The 16,734-nt window shown below is 62.5% G+C and carries 16 protein-coding genes; 9 read left to right on the top strand and 7 right to left on the bottom strand.

The window, feature by feature from the left end; all coding sequences use genetic code 11:
* Nucleotides 1-29 precede the first annotated feature (29 nt).
* From UW3_RS0112415 to UW3_RS0112395, 5 genes are all read right to left on the bottom strand, one after another.
* Nucleotides 30-563 carry a DUF3299 domain-containing protein gene (locus tag UW3_RS0112415; RefSeq protein ID WP_026001294.1) on the bottom strand — a complete coding sequence of 178 codons (534 nt, stop codon included), beginning with the start codon at nucleotides 561-563 and terminating at the stop codon, nucleotides 30-32.
* A 50-nt stretch (nucleotides 564-613) separates the two neighbouring features.
* Complete coding sequence (locus tag UW3_RS0112410; RefSeq protein ID WP_010222807.1) at nucleotides 614-862, bottom strand: GlsB/YeaQ/YmgE family stress response membrane protein; 249 nt, start codon at nucleotides 860-862, stop codon at nucleotides 614-616.
* A 93-nt stretch (nucleotides 863-955) separates the two neighbouring features.
* Nucleotides 956-2,038 (bottom strand): 5-(carboxyamino)imidazole ribonucleotide synthase, encoded by a 1,083-nt coding sequence (locus UW3_RS0112405; protein WP_010222806.1) that lies wholly within the window; start codon nucleotides 2,036-2,038, stop codon nucleotides 956-958.
* A 10-nt stretch (nucleotides 2,039-2,048) separates the two neighbouring features.
* Complete coding sequence (purE, locus tag UW3_RS0112400; protein ID WP_010222805.1) at nucleotides 2,049-2,540, bottom strand: 5-(carboxyamino)imidazole ribonucleotide mutase; 492 nt, start codon at nucleotides 2,538-2,540, stop codon at nucleotides 2,049-2,051.
* A gap of 200 nt (nucleotides 2,541-2,740) precedes the next feature.
* Nucleotides 2,741-3,652, bottom strand: a complete 912-nt coding sequence (locus UW3_RS0112395) for a LysR substrate-binding domain-containing protein (protein WP_010222804.1) — start codon at nucleotides 3,650-3,652, stop codon at nucleotides 2,741-2,743.
* 177 nt (nucleotides 3,653-3,829) lie between these two features.
* Here UW3_RS0112395 and aspA point away from each other — a divergent pair, with 177 nt between their 5' ends.
* The 6 genes from aspA to UW3_RS0112365 all read left to right on the top strand — a co-directional run bounded on the left by aspA (nucleotide 3,830) and on the right by UW3_RS0112365 (nucleotide 11,392).
* Complete coding sequence (gene aspA / locus UW3_RS0112390) at nucleotides 3,830-5,254, top strand: aspartate ammonia-lyase (RefSeq protein ID WP_010222803.1); 1,425 nt, start codon at nucleotides 3,830-3,832, stop codon at nucleotides 5,252-5,254.
* 334 nt (nucleotides 5,255-5,588) lie between these two features.
* Nucleotides 5,589-6,998: an alanine/glycine:cation symporter family protein gene (locus tag UW3_RS0112385; RefSeq protein ID WP_010222802.1), complete on the top strand. Its 1,410-nt coding sequence runs from the start codon at nucleotides 5,589-5,591 to the stop codon at nucleotides 6,996-6,998.
* Nucleotides 6,999-7,061: 63 nt separating this feature from the next.
* Complete coding sequence (locus UW3_RS0112380; RefSeq protein ID WP_010222801.1) at nucleotides 7,062-8,054, top strand: asparaginase; 993 nt, start codon at nucleotides 7,062-7,064, stop codon at nucleotides 8,052-8,054.
* 60 nt (nucleotides 8,055-8,114) lie between these two features.
* Nucleotides 8,115-9,107, top strand: a complete 993-nt coding sequence (locus tag UW3_RS0112375; protein WP_010222800.1) for an AraC family transcriptional regulator — start codon at nucleotides 8,115-8,117, stop codon at nucleotides 9,105-9,107.
* A 141-nt stretch (nucleotides 9,108-9,248) separates the two neighbouring features.
* The gene (locus tag UW3_RS0112370; RefSeq protein WP_010222799.1) at nucleotides 9,249-10,295 is read left to right on the top strand and encodes a histone deacetylase family protein; all 1,047 of its coding nucleotides are present in this window, start codon (nucleotides 9,249-9,251) and stop codon (nucleotides 10,293-10,295) included.
* Nucleotides 10,292-11,392, top strand: coding sequence for a polyamine ABC transporter substrate-binding protein (locus tag UW3_RS0112365; protein WP_010222798.1), 1,101 nt, complete (start codon nucleotides 10,292-10,294; stop codon nucleotides 11,390-11,392). The genes UW3_RS0112370 and UW3_RS0112365 overlap by 4 nt, the downstream gene beginning before the upstream one ends.
* A 3-nt stretch (nucleotides 11,393-11,395) precedes the next feature.
* On the opposite strand, the gene pdxR is transcribed toward UW3_RS0112365, so the two are convergent.
* Complete coding sequence (gene pdxR / locus UW3_RS0112360) at nucleotides 11,396-12,925, bottom strand: MocR-like pyridoxine biosynthesis transcription factor PdxR (RefSeq protein WP_010222797.1); 1,530 nt, start codon at nucleotides 12,923-12,925, stop codon at nucleotides 11,396-11,398.
* Nucleotides 12,926-13,015: 90 nt separating this feature from the next.
* Between pdxR and UW3_RS0112355 the strand changes: the two genes are divergently transcribed.
* From UW3_RS0112355 to UW3_RS0112345, 3 genes are read left to right on the top strand one after another with little or no spacing between them, the layout of a single operon-like run.
* Entirely contained in the window at nucleotides 13,016-13,645 is a 630-nt protein-coding gene (locus UW3_RS0112355) for an FMN-binding negative transcriptional regulator (protein ID WP_010222796.1), read from the top strand.
* 12 nt (nucleotides 13,646-13,657) lie between these two features.
* On the top strand, nucleotides 13,658-14,104 hold the full coding sequence (locus UW3_RS0112350; RefSeq protein ID WP_010222795.1) for a GNAT family N-acetyltransferase: 447 nt from the start codon (nucleotides 13,658-13,660) through the stop codon (nucleotides 14,102-14,104).
* A gap of 16 nt (nucleotides 14,105-14,120) precedes the next feature.
* Nucleotides 14,121-14,786: a GNAT family N-acetyltransferase gene (locus UW3_RS0112345; protein WP_010222794.1), complete on the top strand. Its 666-nt coding sequence runs from the start codon at nucleotides 14,121-14,123 to the stop codon at nucleotides 14,784-14,786.
* 70 nt (nucleotides 14,787-14,856) lie between these two features.
* On the opposite strand, the gene oadA is transcribed toward UW3_RS0112345, so the two are convergent.
* On the bottom strand, nucleotides 14,857-16,665 hold the full coding sequence (oadA, locus tag UW3_RS0112340; protein WP_010222793.1) for a sodium-extruding oxaloacetate decarboxylase subunit alpha: 1,809 nt from the start codon (nucleotides 16,663-16,665) through the stop codon (nucleotides 14,857-14,859).
* Nucleotides 16,666-16,734 lie beyond the last annotated feature (69 nt).

The raw sequence follows: 16,734 nt of genomic DNA, 5'->3' as shown, positions 1-16,734 counted from the left end.
CTGCAGGAGCGGGCTTGCCCCGCGATCATTCACAGATCAGCGTCCTCCACCACCCGCACCTTGGCCGCATCCATTGCATAGGCCGCATCGGCCAGGTCATTGCTGACCTTCTCCACCTTCAAGGTACCGTTGACCCACAGCGGCGTGTAGATATCGTCGAGCTTCAAGCCCTTGGGATAGCGCACCAGCACCAGTTGGTTCGGTGGCGGTGGCGGCACATGGATACAGGCGCCCGGGTAAGGCACCAGGAAGAACAGCGTGCTGTTGCCCTTGGCGTCGGTTTCCAGCGGCACCGGATAGCCGCCCAAGCGAATTTGCTTGCCGTTCATGGCTGCCACGGTCTTGGTCGAATACATGACCGCCGGCAGGCCCTGGCTCTGCTTCAGGCCACCCTTTTCGGTGAAGGTGCCCATGGCTTCCGGAGAGTTATGGTCGATTTCGGGCATCTGCTCGAGGGCTTTCTGGTCCGACTTGGGCATCAGTTCCAGCCAGTCGGTTTCCGGCATTTCAGCCCGGGCCAGGCCGCTCAGCAGCAATAGGGAGAGGAGTAATACACGGCGCATGAAAAAGCTCGGCAACGAAGGAGTTCGGTGCCGAGCATTCTAGCCTGCCGTCAGCTCTTTTTGACGACCAGGCCGTAGATCACCAACAGGACAATCGCGCCCACCAGCGCGCCGAGGAAGCCTGCCCCCTCTCCGGCCTGATAGATGCCCAGCGCTTGGCCGCCGTAGGTCGCGGCAAGCGAACCGGCAATACCCAGCAGAATGGTCATGATCCAGCCCATGCTGTCGTCGCCAGGCTTTAGAAAGCGTGCCAGCAGACCGACGATCAGGCCGATGAAGATGGTTCCGATGATACCCATGGCAATCCCTCTGAGTTAAATGGCGCATGCCAAAGCCTAGCCAGCGCTTTGGCATCCTGCCATCAGAGGGATAGCGGAGCGGGAAGGTTCCCTTCAGCCCTTGATCAGGGCTTCGACTTGCTGGATTTTTTGTTCCAGGGTCGCCAGGTCGTCGCAACGCAGGGTGGCGTGGCCAACCTTGCGCCCGACCTTGAAGGCCTTGCCGTAGTGGTGCAGGTGGCATTCGTCGATGGCAATCACCTTGTCGACCGCCGGCACTTCACCGATGAAGTTGAGCATCGCGCTTTCGCCGACCTTGGCGGTCGAACCCAGCGGCAAACCGGCAACGGCACGCAGATGGTTTTCGAACTGGCTGCACTCGGCGCCTTCGATGGTCCAGTGCCCGGAGTTATGCACCCGTGGAGCAATCTCGTTGGCCTTGAGGCCACCATCGACTTCAAAGAACTCGAAAGCCAGCACGCCGACATAGTCGAGCTGCTTGAGCACGCGACCGGCGTAGTCTTCGGCCAGGTTCTGGAGCAAGTGGTCTTCGCTGGCCACCGACAGGCGCAGGATGCCGCTCTCGTGGGTGTTGTGCACCAACGGGTAGAAACGGGTTTCGCCATCACGGGCGCGCACGGCGATCAGCGACACTTCGCCGGTGAACGGTACGAAGCCTTCGAGCAGGCACGGGACGCTGCCCAGTTCGGCGAAGGTACCCACAACATCCTCGGCAGTTCGCAGCACTTTCTGCCCCTTGCCGTCATAACCCAGGGTGCGGGTCTTGAGTACGGCAGGCAGGCCGATGCTGGCAACGGCGGCATCCAGGTCGGCTTGCGACTGGATATCGGCGAAGGCCGGGGTGGGAATGCCCAGGTCCTTGAACATGCTCTTTTCGAACCAGCGATCGCGGGCGATACGCAGGGATTCGGCACTCGGGTAGACCGGCACGAACTGCGACAGGAAGGCCACGGTTTCAGCCGGGACGCTTTCGAATTCGAAGGTCACCAGGTCAACTTCGTCGGCCAACTGTCGCAGGTGGTCCTGGTCACCGTAATCGGCACGCAGGTGCTCGCCCAGAGGCGCCGCGCAGGCATCTGGAGCCGGGTCGAGGAAAGCGAAGTTCATGCCCAGCGGAGTACCCGCCAGAGCCAACATGCGGCCCAGCTGGCCGCCACCGATTACACCGATTTTCATGCTTTTGACCTCAAGCCTGGCGCGGATCTGGATGGTCCAGAACGTTGTCTGTCTGCTCAGCGCGGAACTGTTTGAGCACCGTGTGGAACTGCGGGTGCTTGGCGCCAAGGATGCTTGCCGAGAGCAGCGCGGCGTTGATCGCGCCGGCCTTGCCAATGGCCAGGGTGGCAACCGGAATACCGGCTGGCATCTGCACGATCGACAGCAGCGAGTCGACCCCGGAGAGCATCGACGACTGTACCGGCACGCCCAGCACCGGCAGGTGGGTCTTGGCCGCACACATGCCTGGCAGGTGGGCAGCGCCACCGGCGCCGGCGATGATCACCTCGATGCCACGGCCTTCGGCCTCTTCGGCATACTGGAACAGCAGGTCCGGGGTCCGGTGGGCAGACACCACCTTGACCTCGTAGGGAATGCCGAGTTTTTCCAGCATATCGGCGGTGTGGCTAAGGGTGGACCAATCGGACTTGGAGCCCATGATCACGCCAACCAGTGCACTCATCGTCGAGCCTCTTCTCTTGGGCGCCCGCAGGCGCGTCAAAAAACAACAAGCCACGCGGGACGACCGGCGTGGCTTGTTATACGAATTAGGGCCGGGCATGCCGACCGAAGGCCGCGCAGTATACCGCAAAGCAACGCCTTGGATGCACCCTGACGACCAACTGTCGGCCTTATTTTTCGGGGCTTTGGCTGACTTTTGGGTCAAGCCCCGGCTGCTGGCGAACCGCCCTCAAGCTTGCGCCACAGCAGGCGCACGTTGGCCTTGCGCACCAGGGCGCAGCGATACAGGCGGATTTCCAGCGGCACATGCCACTGGCTGCCGCCGCAAATCACCAGCTCACCGCGCTCAAGCTCGGCCCGCGCCGACAGCCGTGGCACCCAGGCGATACCCAGGCCTTCAAGGGCCATGCTCTTGAGGCTGTCGGCCATCGCCGTTTCATAGACGGTGGTAAAACGCAGGTTGCGCTGACGCAACAACAGATTGACCGAACGACCGAGAAACGCCCCGGCGCTGTAGGCCAGCAACGGCACACTGCCCTCGCCTTCCAGATCGAACAGCGGCTTGCCCTCGGCATCGGCGGCGCACACAGGCAGCATCTCGGTATGGCCCAGATGCAGCGACGGGAAGATCTCCGCATCCATTTGCAAGGCTGCATCGGGGTCGTAGAAGGCCAGCATCAGGTCGCAGCCGCCTTCACGCAGGGCATGCACCGCATCGCCGACGTTGGTTGCCACCAGGCGCGTGGCGATGTTCAGGCCGTCGTTGCGCAGTTGCGCGATCCAGCGCGGAAAGAACCCCAGCGCCAGCGAGTGCGCCGCCGACACCTGGATCACCTCGCCCTGCCCGCCTTCCAGGTGATGCAGGTGGCGCAACACTTCGCCCAACTGATCCACCACCGTACGCGCCGTCACCAGGAACAATTGCCCCGCCGCCGTCAACTCAATAGGCGTACGCGAGCGGTTGACCAGGGTCAGCCCCAGCGCCGCCTCAAGGCTGCGAATACGCCGGCTGAAGGCCGGCTGGGTGACGAAGCGGCGCTCGGCGGCCTGGGAAAAGCTGCGGGTCGCGGCCAGGGCACTGAAATCTTCCAGCCATTTGCTCTCAAGGTTCATGAGCTCTCCAGGCATGCACCAAAATTGAACACGCTCGATCGGCAGTTGACGTCACATCAACCCGTATGCCGTTTATGCATAGGTTAGCGTGTAACAGCATTGGCCGCAAAATCGGCGCAAGCCTAGGATTGGCGCCATTCCGGCATGTGCCGGGTCAAACTCGAGATGATATCTATCATGTCCGCTGCTGCATCGTTCCGTGTCGAAAAAGATCTGCTTGGCACCCTCGAAGTCCCTGCTGATGCCTACTACGGTATCCAGACTCTGCGTGCTGCCAACAACTTCCACCTCTCCGGCGTTCCGCTGTCGCACTACCCTAAACTGGTTGTGGCCCTGGCCATGGTCAAACAGGCTGCTGCCGACGCCAACCGCGAGCTGGGTCACCTGAGCGATGCCAAGCACGCTGCCATCAGCGAGGCTTGCGCCCGTCTGATCCGCGGCGACTACCACGAGCAGTTCGTGGTCGACATGATTCAAGGCGGTGCTGGTACGTCTACCAACATGAACGCCAACGAAGTGATCGCCAACATCGCGCTGGAGGCCATGGGCCACCAGAAGGGCGAGTACAAGTACCTGCACCCGAACAACGACGTGAACATGGCGCAGTCGACCAACGACGCCTACCCGACCGCGATCCGTCTGGGTCTGCTGCTGGGTCACGACGCCCTGCTGGCCAGCCTCGACAGCCTGATCCAGGCCTTCGCTGCCAAAGGTCAGGAATTCGATCACGTACTGAAGATGGGCCGTACCCAGCTGCAGGACGCTGTGCCGATGACCCTGGGCCAGGAATTCCGCGCCTTCGCCACCACCATGACCGAAGACCTCAACCGTCTGCGTTCCCTGGCGCCAGAGCTGCTGACCGAAATCAACCTGGGGGGTACCGCCATCGGTACCGGCATCAACGCCGACCCTGGCTACCAGGCCCTGGCCGTTCAGCGCCTGGCCACCATCAGCGGCCAGCCGCTGGTACCGGCTGCCGACCTGATCGAAGCCACCTCGGACATGGGCGCCTTCGTCCTGTTCTCGGGCATGCTCAAGCGTACTGCGGTCAAGCTGTCGAAGATCTGCAACGACCTGCGCCTGCTGTCCAGCGGCCCACGCACCGGCATCAACGAAATCAACCTGCCAGCGCGTCAGCCAGGCAGCTCGATCATGCCAGGCAAGGTCAACCCGGTTATCCCGGAAGCGGTCAACCAGGTGGCCTTCGCCATCATGGGCAACGACCTGGCCCTGACCGTCGCGGCCGAAGGTGGCCAACTGCAGCTGAACGTCATGGAGCCGCTGATCGCCTACAAGATCTTCGACTCGATCCGCCTGCTGCAACGCGCCATGGACATGCTGCGCGAGCACTGCATCGTCGGCATCACCGCCAACGAACAACGCTGCCGTGAACTGGTCGAGCACTCGATCGGCCTGGTCACCGCCCTGAACCCGTACATCGGCTATGAAAACGCTACCCGTATCGCTGCCATCGCCCTGGAAAGCGGCCGTGGCGTGCTGGAACTGGTACGTGAAGAAGGCCTGCTGGACGAAGAGATGCTCAACGACATCCTGCGTCCGGAAAACATGATTGCTCCGCGTCTGGTGCCGCTCAAGGCGTAACCGATGCTGTAACACGCTCACCAGGTCGAGGGACTAGACACCTCTCACCTTTTGAGGGCCCAGGGATCATTCCCCGGGCCCTTTTTTTATGCCCTCCTGCCGCACCTTCAATCCCGTGGGAGCCGGCCTTGCCGGCGATGAAATCAGCACGGTTTCAGCTGCTACGCGTCGGCCGCATCGCTGGCAACGCCAGCTCCCACGGTGGCGACCACAGGGCATATCCGCCACGCCAAGGCAGACGCGCGGCGCTCGCATCGGTATAGTGCCCGCCCTCTTGCGTGCCAGCTCCTTGGCGCGACATGCAGTAAAAGTCATTAAAAGCGAGGAACACTCCATGCTTGAAGTCATCAACGACTTCCTATCGGGCAAGGTACTGATCGTGCTCATTGTCGGTCTGGGCAGTTACTTCACGATCCGCTCGCGTTTCGTTCAGCTGCGTTATTTCACCCATATGTTCTCGGTATTTCGCGACAGCCTGCGCAGCAGCAGCGAACAACTGAGCTCGTTCCAGGCGCTGATGCTCAGCCTCGCCGGCCGTGTCGGTGCGGGCAATATCGCAGGTGTCGGCATCGCCGTGACCCTCGGCGGCCCCGGTGCGGTGTTCTGGATGTGGGTAACCGCGCTGGTCGGCATGTCCAGCAGCTTCATCGAATGCACCCTCGGCCAGCTGTACAAACGCTGCGACAGTGAAGGCCAGTACCGCGGCGGCCCGTCGTATTACATCGAACATGGTCTGGGCAAGCGCTGGCTGGGCATGGTCATGGCCTTCCTGCTGCTGGTCACCTTCGGCTTCGCCTTCAACGGCCTGCAGGCCCACGCCGTGACCCACTCGCTGAACAACGCCTTCCAGTTCGATACCACCTACACCGGTATCGCCCTGGCGCTGCTGCTGGGCCTGGTGTTCATCGGCGGCATCAAGCGTATCGCCGCCGTCGCCGACCTGCTGGTACCGGTCAAGACCCTGGTTTACATCGCCGTAACCATTTACGTGATCGTGCTGCAGTTCGATCAGGTGCCGGGCATGCTGATGACCATCGTCAAAAGCGCCTTCGGCCTGGATCAGGCCTTCGGTGGCCTGGTCGGCAGCGCCATCATCATGGGCGTCAAGCGCGGCGTTTTCGCCAACGAAGCCGGCCTTGGCAGCGCACCCAACGTCGCCGCCGTGGCCCAGGTCGAACACCCGATTGCCCAGGGCGTGGTCCAGGCCTTCTCAGTATTCCTCGACACCTTCATCATCTGCACCTGCACGGCCTTGCTGATCCTGCTCTCGGGCTTCTACACCCCGGGCTTCGAAGGGGACGGCATCGCGTTGACCCAGAACTCGCTGGCTGCCGTGGTCGGTGACTGGGGACGGATGTTCATCAGCGTCGCCCTGGCGCTGTTCGTGTTCACCTCGATCCTCTACAACTACTACCTGGGCGAGAGCAACCTGCGCTTTCTGGTCGGTGACAACCGCAAGGCCCTGATCGGCTACCGCGCACTGGTGTTGCTACTGATCTTCTGGGGCGCGGTGCAGAACCTGGGCACGGTGTTCGCGTTCGCCGACATCACCATGACCTGCCTGGCCTTCGTCAACCTGATCGCCCTGGCCCTGCTGTTCAAGGTGGCCATGCGCGTGCTGCGCGACTACGACGACCAGCGCGCTGCCGGGGTAAAAACGCCGGTGTTCGATTCGGCCAAGTTCGCCGACCTGGACCTCGACACCAAAGCCTGGCCAGCCAAGGTCGAAGACGCCAAGCGCTGACAGCCTGCACAGTGATGGCGTACTGTGGTCGGCTTATCTCAAGCCGACCACGGAGACAGGCGAATGGTAACTGCGCAACCAGCCCGCAACATCTTGGTGCTGTACACCGGCGGCACCATCGGCATGCAAGCCAGCGCCAACGGCCTGGCCCCCGCCTCGGGCTTCGAGCAACGGATGCGCGAGCAACTGGCTGGGCAGGCCGCTATTCCCGTCTGGCAGTTCCGTGAGCTGCTACCGCTGATCGACAGCGCCAACATGACCCCGCACTACTGGCAGCGCCTGCGTGCGGCGATCATCGATGCGGTCGACGGGCAAAGCTGCGATGCCGTGCTGGTGCTGCACGGTACCGATACCCTGGCTTACAGCGCTGCGGCCATGGGCTTCCAGTTGCTGGGCCTGCAGATCCCGGTGCTGTTCACCGGCTCCATGCTGCCAGCCGGTGTCGCCGACAGCGATGCCTGGGAAAATCTCACCGGGGCGCTACAGGCCCTGGCTGCAGGCGTCCCGCCCGGTGTGCAACTGTACTTTCACGGTGAACTGCTGGCCCCGCACCATACCGCCAAGGTGCGCAGCTTTGGCCGTCATCCGTTCGTTACCCTCAAGCGTTTTGCCGGCGCTGGCGCGCCGCAACCCCTGCCCGCCGCGCTCGACTATCGCCAACCGAAACAGGTCGCCAATGTCGCGGTGCTGCCCCTGGTGCCAGGGTTTGGCGCCCCCCTGTTGCAGGCCGCGCTGGCCAGCGGCGCACAAGGCTTGATCCTGGAATGCTTTGGCAGTGGCACCGGCCCGTCCGACAACCCCGACTTTCTCGCCGCCCTGGCCGAGGCTCAGGCACGTGGCATCGTCGTGGTCGCCATCACCCAGTGCCATGAAGGCGGGGTTGAACTGGATGTCTACCAGGCCGGCAGCCGCTTGCGCCAGGTCGGTGTGCTGTCGGGAGGCGGCATGACCCGTGAAGCACTGTTCGGCAAGTTGCAGCTGTTGCTGGGCAGCGGTTTGCCGGTTGCCGAGGTTCGGCGCCTGGTGGAGCAGGATCTTTGCGGGGAATTGCTATAAGCGACTGAAGGCATACAAATTGCTCGACTTGTTTGGCCAACCTGCCGAAAGAAGCCGAGCATGCTCCATTCACACCTCACCACCCTCAACGCCGTGTCCCTGGTTCTGCAGGCCTTTCAAGGCCAGGGCCCCGGCGATGAAGCGCTGCTTGCCGGCAGCGGCATCAGCCCGGCAGACCTGGGCCGCGCCGACTCGCGCATCACCACCCGCCAGGAGATGCTGGTGTGTGCCAATGCCGTGGCCCAGCGCCGCGAAGTGGGCCTGGAACTGGGCCGGCGCATGCATGTTTCCTGCTACGGCATGCTCGGTTACGCCCTGCTCTCCAGTGCCACCTTAGGTGACGCTTTGCGCCTGGCGATGCAGTACCCGGCGCTACTGGGAACACTTTTTCAGCTGCGCCTGATCGACGACGGCGAGCGGGTCTGGTTCAGCGCCAGCGATTATCGCGAAGAACCGCAGCTGGCGGCGTTCAATGCCGAGTTCTGCCTGACCTCGCTGAAAGTCATCTGCGACGACCTGCTTGGCCAACCGCTACCGCTGCTGGCGGCACGCTTCGCCCACCCCACGCCCGATTACCATGCGCTGTATGGCGACAGCTTCGCCTGCCCGTTGCGCTTCGAGGCAGCCGACAATGCCTTCGCCTTCGCGCGCGCATGGCTGGAGCAACCCCTGCCGCTGGCCGACCAGATCACCCACCGGGCCATGAGCGAGCGCTGCCGACGGCTAAACCTGGAGTTCACCGGTCGCCAGGCCTGGCTCGGGCGGATTCGCCAGCTGCTGCTTGAGCAACTCGATGCGGCTCCCGGGCTGGAAGGCCTGGCGCGGCAGATGAACTGCTCGTCGCGCACCTTGCGTCGGCACCTGCAAGAGCTGGGCAGCAGTTATCAACAACTGCTCGATGAACTGCGTTTCGAGCGTGCCAAGCAGCTATTGGCCGAAGATCAGCTGCCCATCTACCGCATCGCCGAACTGCTGGGCTTCAGCGAAACCGCCAGCTTTCGCCACGCCTTCATGCGCTGGAGCGGCGTTGCGCCAAGCCACTTCCGCGCCTGAATACGACGGTTGCACCGCCAGGGGGCGAAATCCGGACAGTCAGGCTGGCCATATCGGTCCCCTTTTGGCCGTTTCCGTCGTTCTGCACCGGGCCCGGGCCACCAACAATGGAGCGACGCCAGTGACCCGGAGAACAACAAGATGCTGACGATCTATTCCGATGACCACCGCCTGCACCATGGCCGCTGCGAGCTGATCGACGGGCAACTGATGCCCTGCTTCGAGATGCCTTCGCGCGCCGACCATGTTCTGGAGCGGGTAAAAACCCGCGAGCTGGGTGCAATCAAGGGGCCTGCCGACTTTGGCCGCGCGCCCTTGCTGCGGGTGCACAGTGCCGATTACCTGAACTTCTTCGAAGGCGCCTGGCAGCGCTGGACCCAGCTGGGCCACGAAGGCGACCTGCTGCCCTTCACCTGGCCGGCGCGCACCCTGCGCAGCGTCAAACCTAGCGGCCTGCACGGCGAACTCGGTTACTACAGCTTCGACGCCGGCGCGCCAATCACCGCTGGCACCTGGCAAGCGGCCTACAGCGCCGCGCAGGTTGCCCTCACCGCCCAGGCTGCGATCCAGACCGGCGCCCACAGCGCTTTCGCCCTCTGCCGGCCACCGGGACACCACGCCGCCAGCGATGTCATGGGCGGCTACTGCTACCTCAACAACGCCGCCATCGCCGCCCAGGCGTTCCTCGACCAAGGCCGGGGCAAGGTGGCAATCCTCGATGTCGACTACCATCACGGCAACGGCACCCAGGAAATCTTCTACCAGCGCAGTGATGTGTTCTTCGCCTCGATCCATGGAGATCCGCAGGCCGAGTTTCCGTTCTTCCTTGGCTATGCCGATGAGCAAGGCGAAGGTGAAGGCCTGGGCTACAACGTCAATTACCCGCTGCCCGCCGGTAGCGACTGGCTGACCTGGAGCAAGGCCCTGGATGACGCCTGTGAGCGCATCGCCGCCTATGGCCCGGACGTGCTGGTGATTTCGCTGGGCGTGGACACGTTCAAGGACGACCCGATCTCCCAGTTCAAGCTCGACAGCCCCGACTACCTGAAGATGGGCGAACGCATCGCCCGCCTCGGCACGCCGACGCTGTTCGTCATGGAAGGTGGTTATGCGGTCGAGGAAATCGGCATCAACGCAGTGAACGTACTCGAAGGTTTCGAACGCGCCCAACAGGAAGCTCAAGCATGACCCGACTCAAGCGCCTGCTCGCCCCTCTGCTCTGCAGCACCCTGCTCGCCGGTAGCCTGGAAGCTGCCGAGCAACGCACCCTGCGGGTCTACAACTGGTTCGACTACATCACCCCGCAAACCCTGGTGGACTTCCAGAAAGACAGCCAGGTCAAACTCATCTACGACATCTTCGACACCAACGAAGCCCTGGAGGCCAAGCTGCTGACCGGCAACTCCGGCTACGACGTGGTGGTGCCGTCCAACGTGTTCCTGGCCAAGCAGATCGAGGCCGGGGTGTTCCAGCCGCTGGACCGCAGCAAGCTGCCGAACTGGCAGCACCTGGACCCGAAACTGATGAAGCTGATCGAGGCCAACGACCCCGGCAACCAGTTCGCCGTGCCGTACATGTACGGCACCGTACTGATCGGCTTCAACCCGGCCAAGGTCAAGGCGGCGCTGGGCGACAATGCCCCGGTCGACAGCTGGGACCTGATCTTCAAGGAAGAGAACATCGCCAAGCTCAAGCAATGCGGCGTGGCCTTGCTTGACTCGCCGTCGGAAATCCTGCCGCTGGCCCTGCAGTACCTGGGCCTGCCACCGAACAGCACGAAACCGGCGGACTACAAAAAGGCCGAAGAGCTGCTACTGAAGATCCGCCCGCACGTCACCTACTTCCACTCCTCCAAGTACATGGCGGATATCGCCAATGGCGACATCTGTGTGGCGGTCGGCTACTCGGGCAGCTTCTCCCAGGCGGCCAACCGCGCCACCGAGGCGAAGAACGGCGTGGTCGTCGACATGCGCCTGCCCAAGGAAGGTGCTCCGATCTGGTTCGACATGCTGGCAATCCCCAAAGGCGCGGCCAACCCGGAAGATGCCTACACCTTCATCAACTACCTGCTGCAGCCCAAGGTGATCGCGCCCATCAGCGACTTTGTCGGTTACCCCAACCCCAACAAGGACGCCACCGAACTGGTTGCACCGGCCATCCGCAACAACCCCAACCTTTACCCCACCGAGCAAGCCATGGCCAAGCTCTACACCCTGCAGCCACTGCCACGCGATGCCGAGCGGGCGCGCACCCGCGCCTGGACCAAGATCAAGGCCGGGACCTGATCGTCACTGACGCCAGGCCCGCCGCAAGCGGGCCAGGGCATCGGCAATAGCGGCTTCGCCCACGGCGGCGAAGCCCAGTACCAGCCCCGCGCGCTCATCCATAGGGACCGTCGAATCCGGCAGCCAGTAATCGCTCAGGGCATTGAGCTCAACGCCTACCGCTTCAGCACGGGCGATCAACTCCTGCTCGCGGGCATAGCTGTCGATATCGACTTTCACGTGCAATCCTGCCGCGACGTCCGGCATGGCGCCAACGCCGGGAACGTCCATGGGCCACCCAGCCTTTAACGCATTGCGTCGACTCAGTGCGGCCCTGCGCATGCGCCGGATATGCCGCTGAAAATGCCCCTGGGCCATGAACTGCGCCATCACCGCCTGAGTACCCACCTCCGAGTGCCGCACGGCCAGCGCCCGACAGCGGGAAAAGGCTTGTACCAGCTGCTTTGGCAGCACCAGGTAGCCCAGGCGTAGCGCCGGAAAGGCGATTTTGCCGAAGGTGCCGACATACAACACCCGCCCGCTACGATCCAGTGCCGCCAAAGGCGCCAGCGGGTCGCCGCTGTAGCGGTACTCGCCATCGTAGTCGTCTTCAATGATCCAGCCGTCCTTGCGCTCGGCCCAGGCCAGCAATTCCAGGCGCCGGGCCAAGCTCATGGTGACGCCGGTCGGGTACTGGTGAGACGGCGTCACGTAGCTGAGGCGGCAATGCTCCACGGCATTGAGCGCCGCGCAGTCGAGCCCTTCGTGGTCCACCGCCACTCCTTGTACCGTTGCCCCGGTCAATGCGAAGGCGTTGCCAGCGGCGCGGTAGCCGGGGTTTTCCACAGCCACTACTTCGCCAGGCTCCAGCAACAGCTGTGCACAAAGACTAATGGCCTGCTGCGCGCCACTGGTGATCACAATTTGTTCAGCCGCACACGAAAGCCCACGAGATCGACGTAAATAGGTCGCGATCAGCTCGCGAAGTTGCGGCTCGCCAGCCGGGTCGCCATAACCCAGCGCAGCAGGATCGGGATTACGCCAGAAACCCGCCTGAAGCTTGGCCCAGACGTCGAACGGGAACAGGTCGAACGCCGGCAAACCGACACGAAAAGCCCGCGGCGGACCGCTTTTAGGCGCCGGTAGATGGTTGTTTTCCAGACGGTGCATTGGACCACTGTGGATAACTTTACTGGATGAATCCTCAGTATTTTCCGCTGTTTTTGTGGATAACCCTGTGGAAAAACCCAGGGATAACCCTGTGGATACTTTTGTGGATAGTTTTGGCAGGTGGCTGACATAGGTGCCATCGCCCACCCGGCTTTCGATATAGCCCTCGGCATACAGCTGGTCATAGGCGCGCACTACGCTGTTGCGCGACAGCGCTAGCACCTGCGCCATGTCGCGGGTCGCCGGCAAGCGCGTGCCGCTGCTCAAGCGACCGTCCAGCACCCGCAGGCGCAGGGCATGGTAGAGCTGGCGGCTAAGGCCCTGACGGCGATCCAGGACGATGCCCGTCGGGTCGAACGGCAAAGTGAAAGGACGCTCGCTCATGACATTGGACCTATGAAATTAGCTTGAAATGGCTCTTACCTTAGTCCAATAGCCTGCCTAGGATTGAGCCATTCGCCAAGGACAATTCATATGTTCACACCTTCGAGCCACAAGGAAACCGATCTCGACCGCCTGCATCAGCAGATCGAACAAACGCGCCTCGCCGTGCTGGTCACCCACGGCGAGCAGGGTCTGCAGGCCAGCCACCTCCCCCTGTTACTGGATCGCAGCCAGGGCAGCAACGGCACCCTGTACGGCCACTTCGCCCGGGCCAACAAGCAATGGCAGGAGCTGGCCAACGGCGCCGAGGTGCTGGTGGTGTTTGCCGGGCCGGATGCGTATGTCAGCGCGGGTTACTACCCCAGCAAGATCGACGACCCGCGCACGGTACCGACCTGGAACTACGTGACGGTGCACGCCTGGGGCAAGGCCGAGGTGTATCACGACGCCGAGCGCCTGCTGGCTATCGTCAGGCGCCTGAGTGATCAGCATGAACAAAGCCAGGCCAAGCCCTGGTCGGTGGAAGAAGCACCGGCCGACTACATGGCCGGCATGCTCAAGGCGATCGTCGGCTTCGCCCTGCCCATCGAGCGCCTGCAAGGCACACGCAAACTTAGCCAGAACCGTTCGGCCATCGATATCGAAGGCGTGCGCAAAGGCCTGGCCAACAGTACCGATCCCCTGGACAACCAACTGGCCGCCCTGATGGGCCAACCTTGAAGGAGCATGCCTATGGCTAGCGTAACCATCCGCCCCGTCACTGCCGCCGATCACAGTGCCTGGCTGCCACTGTGGCAGGCTTATCAGCGCTTTTACCAAACACGCATCGCCGACGAAGTCAGCGCCGTGGCCTGGGAGCGCATGCTCGACCCCAGCGAGCCAACCAATGCCGCGCTGGCCTGGGTCGACGGCAAGGCGCTAGGCATGGTCCACTGGATCTATCACCGCTCCAACTGGAGCATCGAGAATTCCTGCTACCTGCAAGACCTGTACGTGCAAAGTGAGCAGCGTGGCCTGGGTATCGGCCGCCAATTGATCGAATATGTCTACGCTACGGCAAAGTCGGCAGGTTGCGCCAAGGTGCACTGGCTGACCCACGAAACCAATGCCACGGCTATCAGCCTGTACGAGCAAGTCGCCGAGCGGCCCGGCTTCATTCAGTTCCGCAAACCGCTGTAAGCCAGAGGAGCCACCCATGAACAGCCCATTGCACTGGCATCCGGCCAAGCGCCCGCAACCTTCGACATTGACCGGGCGCTTCGTACGCCTGGAAAAACTCGACCCCAAGCGCGACACCGAAGACCTCTGGGAAGTGTTCCAGGGCCCCCAGGCCGATAACAAACTGTGGGATTACCTGGCTTACGGTCCGTTCAGCGAACGCGAGGATTTCGATCACTGGCTCGACATCAACGCCGCCAGCAGCGACCCGCTGTTCTACAGCGTCATTGACCTGGCCAGCGGCCAGACCCAGGGCATCCTCAGCTTGATGTCGATCGTGCCCGAACAGGGCCGCATCGAAATTGGCCACATCGCCTTCGGCGCTGCCATGCAACGCACGCCCAAGGGTACCGAAGCCATCTACCTGCTCGGCAAGCTGGCGTTCGCGCTGGGCAACCGCCGCCTGGAATGGAAGTGCAACAACGACAACGCCCGCTCCAAGCGCGCTGCACTGCGCTTTGGCTTCACCTTCGAAGGGGTGTTTCGCAAGCATATGGTGATCAAGGACCGTAACCGCGACACAGCGTGGTTCTCGATTACCGATGATGAATGGCCGGCGATTGCGGCGGGGTTTGAGCGCTGGTTGGCGGAAGATAACCAACGCCCTGAAGGGCAGGTGCGAACACTGCAAGCGTGTCGGTAGGTGCGTGCAAAAAAAAAAGGGGAGCATACGCCCCCCAGAGGTTAACCGCTTGTAGATGAGGGCCTGAACATCAGCCCTCGATCTCGATCAGGATCTCGCCCGGGTTGACCCGGTCGCCCTTGGCCACGTGAATGGCGGTGACCTTGCCGGCAATTGCCGCCTGCACTTCGGTCTCCATCTTCATTGCCTCGGTAATCAGCACTGGCTGGCCGGCCTTGACCATGTCGCCTTCCTTGACCAGCACATCAACGATGTTGCCCGGCATGGTGGTACTGACATGGCCCGGCGCACTGGCCTGTTTGCGCTTGCTGCTGCCACCGCCGACGAACTCGTTGAGCGGCTCGAACACCACTTCTTCCGGCATGCCGTCGATGGACAGGTAGAAGTGGCGCTTGCCTTCGGCCTTGACGCCAACACCGGTGATATCCACCCGGTAGGTTTCACCGTGCACGTCAATGACGAACTCGGTCGGTACGCCTTCGCCGCCGGCCGAAGCCACGGCACCGGCTTCCGGAATCGGCAGCAACACTTCAGGAGTCAGGGTGCCGGCCTCACGCTCTTCGAGGAACTTGCGCCCGATGTCCGGGAACATGGCGTAGGTCAGTACGTCTTCTTCCGACTTGGCCAGGGCGCCAATGTCATTGCGCAGCTTGGTCATTTCTGGCTTGAGCAGGTCAGCCGGACGCACATCGATGACTTCTTCGCTACCGATGGCCTGGCGCCGCAGTTGTTCGTCGACCACACCCGGGGCCTTGCCGTAACCGCCTTGCAGGTACAGCTTCACCTCGTTGGTGATGGTCTTGTAGCGCTCGCCAGCAAGTACGTTGAAGAACGCCTGGGTGCCGACGATCTGCGAGGTCGGGGTCACCAACGGCGGGAAGCCGAGGTCTTCACGCACCCGCGGGATCTCCGCCAGCACTTCGTTCATGCGGTTGAGCGCGCCCTGCTCCTTGAGCTGGTTGGCCAGGTTGGAAATCATCCCGCCCGGTACCTGATTGACTTGCACGCGGGTATCGACAGCGGTGAACTCGCTTTCGAACTGGTGGTATTTCTTGCGCACGGCATAGAAGTACAGGCCGATTTCCTGCAACAGCTCCAGGCTCAGGCCAGTGTCGAATTCGCTGCCCTTGAGGGCCGCGACCATCGACTCGGTGCCCGGGTGGCTGGTGCCCCAGGCAAAGCTGGAGATGGCGGTGTCGATATGATCGGCGCCGTTCTCGATAGCTTTGAGCTGGCACATGGCAGCCAGGCCGGCGGTGTCGTGGGAGTGGACGAACACCGGCAGCGACTGCTCGGCCTTCAGTGCCTTGACCAGCTCGCCGGTGGCGTACGGGGTCAGCAGGCCGGCCATGTCCTTGATTGCCACCGAGTCGCAACCCATGGCTTCCATCTGCTTGGCCTGGGCGACGAAGGCTTCGATGGTGTGCACGGGGCTGGTGGTGTAGGCGATGGTGCCCTGGGCATGTTTGCCGGCGGCCTTGACCGCTTCGATGGCGACACGCAGGTTACGCACGTCGTTCATGGCGTCGAAGATGCGGAACACGTCGATGCCGTTAACCGCCGCCTTGGCGACGAAGGCTTTGACCACGTCGTCGCTGTAGTGGCGGTAGCCCAGCAGGTTCTGCCCACGCAGAAGCATCTGCAGGCGGGTGTTGGGCAATGCTGCGCGCAGCTTGCGCAGGCGCTCCCACGGGTCTTCCTTGAGGAAGCGCACGCAGGCATCGAAAGTCGCCCCACCCCAGACTTCCAGCGACCAGTAGCCGACTTTGTCGAGCTTGTCGCAGATCGGCAGCATGTCTTCGGTACGCATGCGGGTGGCCAGCAGGGACTGGTGGGCGTCGCGCAGGATTGTGTCGGTAACAAAGATCTTCTTGGACATTCTTATCTCCTCATAGCGGCAAGCTTTAAGCTACAAGCCGCAAGAAAAAGCCGATCCGCTTCTACTTGC

The sequence above is a fragment of the Pseudomonas donghuensis genome (genome assembly GCF_000259195.1).
Classification (GTDB): domain Bacteria; phylum Pseudomonadota; class Gammaproteobacteria; order Pseudomonadales; family Pseudomonadaceae; genus Aquipseudomonas; species Aquipseudomonas donghuensis.
This window is presented reverse-complemented; position numbering and strand designations above follow the sequence as displayed.

Excerpts from the sequence above, each read along its gene's own strand:
- UW3_RS0112405 (WP_010222806.1), bottom strand. The coding sequence starts at position 2,038 with ATGAAAATCGGTGTAATCGGTGGCGGCCAGCTGGGCCGCATGTTGGCT.
- UW3_RS0112415 (WP_026001294.1), bottom strand. The coding sequence starts at position 563 with ATGCGCCGTGTATTACTCCTCTCCCTATTGCTGCTGAGCGGCCTGGCC.
- UW3_RS0112345 (WP_010222794.1), top strand. The coding sequence starts at position 14,121 with ATGAACAGCCCATTGCACTGGCATCCGGCCAAGCGCCCGCAACCTTCG.
- aspA (WP_010222803.1), top strand. The coding sequence starts at position 3,830 with ATGTCCGCTGCTGCATCGTTCCGTGTCGAAAAAGATCTGCTTGGCACC.
- UW3_RS0112365 (WP_010222798.1), top strand. The coding sequence starts at position 10,292 with ATGACCCGACTCAAGCGCCTGCTCGCCCCTCTGCTCTGCAGCACCCTG.
- UW3_RS0112350 (WP_010222795.1), top strand. The coding sequence starts at position 13,658 with ATGGCTAGCGTAACCATCCGCCCCGTCACTGCCGCCGATCACAGTGCC.
- UW3_RS0112355 (WP_010222796.1), top strand. The coding sequence starts at position 13,016 with ATGTTCACACCTTCGAGCCACAAGGAAACCGATCTCGACCGCCTGCAT.
- UW3_RS0112380 (WP_010222801.1), top strand. The coding sequence starts at position 7,062 with ATGGTAACTGCGCAACCAGCCCGCAACATCTTGGTGCTGTACACCGGC.
- UW3_RS0112410 (WP_010222807.1), bottom strand. The coding sequence starts at position 862 with ATGGGTATCATCGGAACCATCTTCATCGGCCTGATCGTCGGTCTGCTG.
- purE (WP_010222805.1), bottom strand. The coding sequence starts at position 2,540 with ATGAGTGCACTGGTTGGCGTGATCATGGGCTCCAAGTCCGATTGGTCC.
- pdxR (WP_010222797.1), bottom strand. The coding sequence starts at position 12,925 with ATGAGCGAGCGTCCTTTCACTTTGCCGTTCGACCCGACGGGCATCGTC.
- oadA (WP_010222793.1), bottom strand. The coding sequence starts at position 16,665 with ATGTCCAAGAAGATCTTTGTTACCGACACAATCCTGCGCGACGCCCAC.
- UW3_RS0112370 (WP_010222799.1), top strand. The coding sequence starts at position 9,249 with ATGCTGACGATCTATTCCGATGACCACCGCCTGCACCATGGCCGCTGC.
- UW3_RS0112395 (WP_010222804.1), bottom strand. The coding sequence starts at position 3,652 with ATGAACCTTGAGAGCAAATGGCTGGAAGATTTCAGTGCCCTGGCCGCG.
- UW3_RS0112375 (WP_010222800.1), top strand. The coding sequence starts at position 8,115 with ATGCTCCATTCACACCTCACCACCCTCAACGCCGTGTCCCTGGTTCTG.
- UW3_RS0112385 (WP_010222802.1), top strand. The coding sequence starts at position 5,589 with ATGCTTGAAGTCATCAACGACTTCCTATCGGGCAAGGTACTGATCGTG.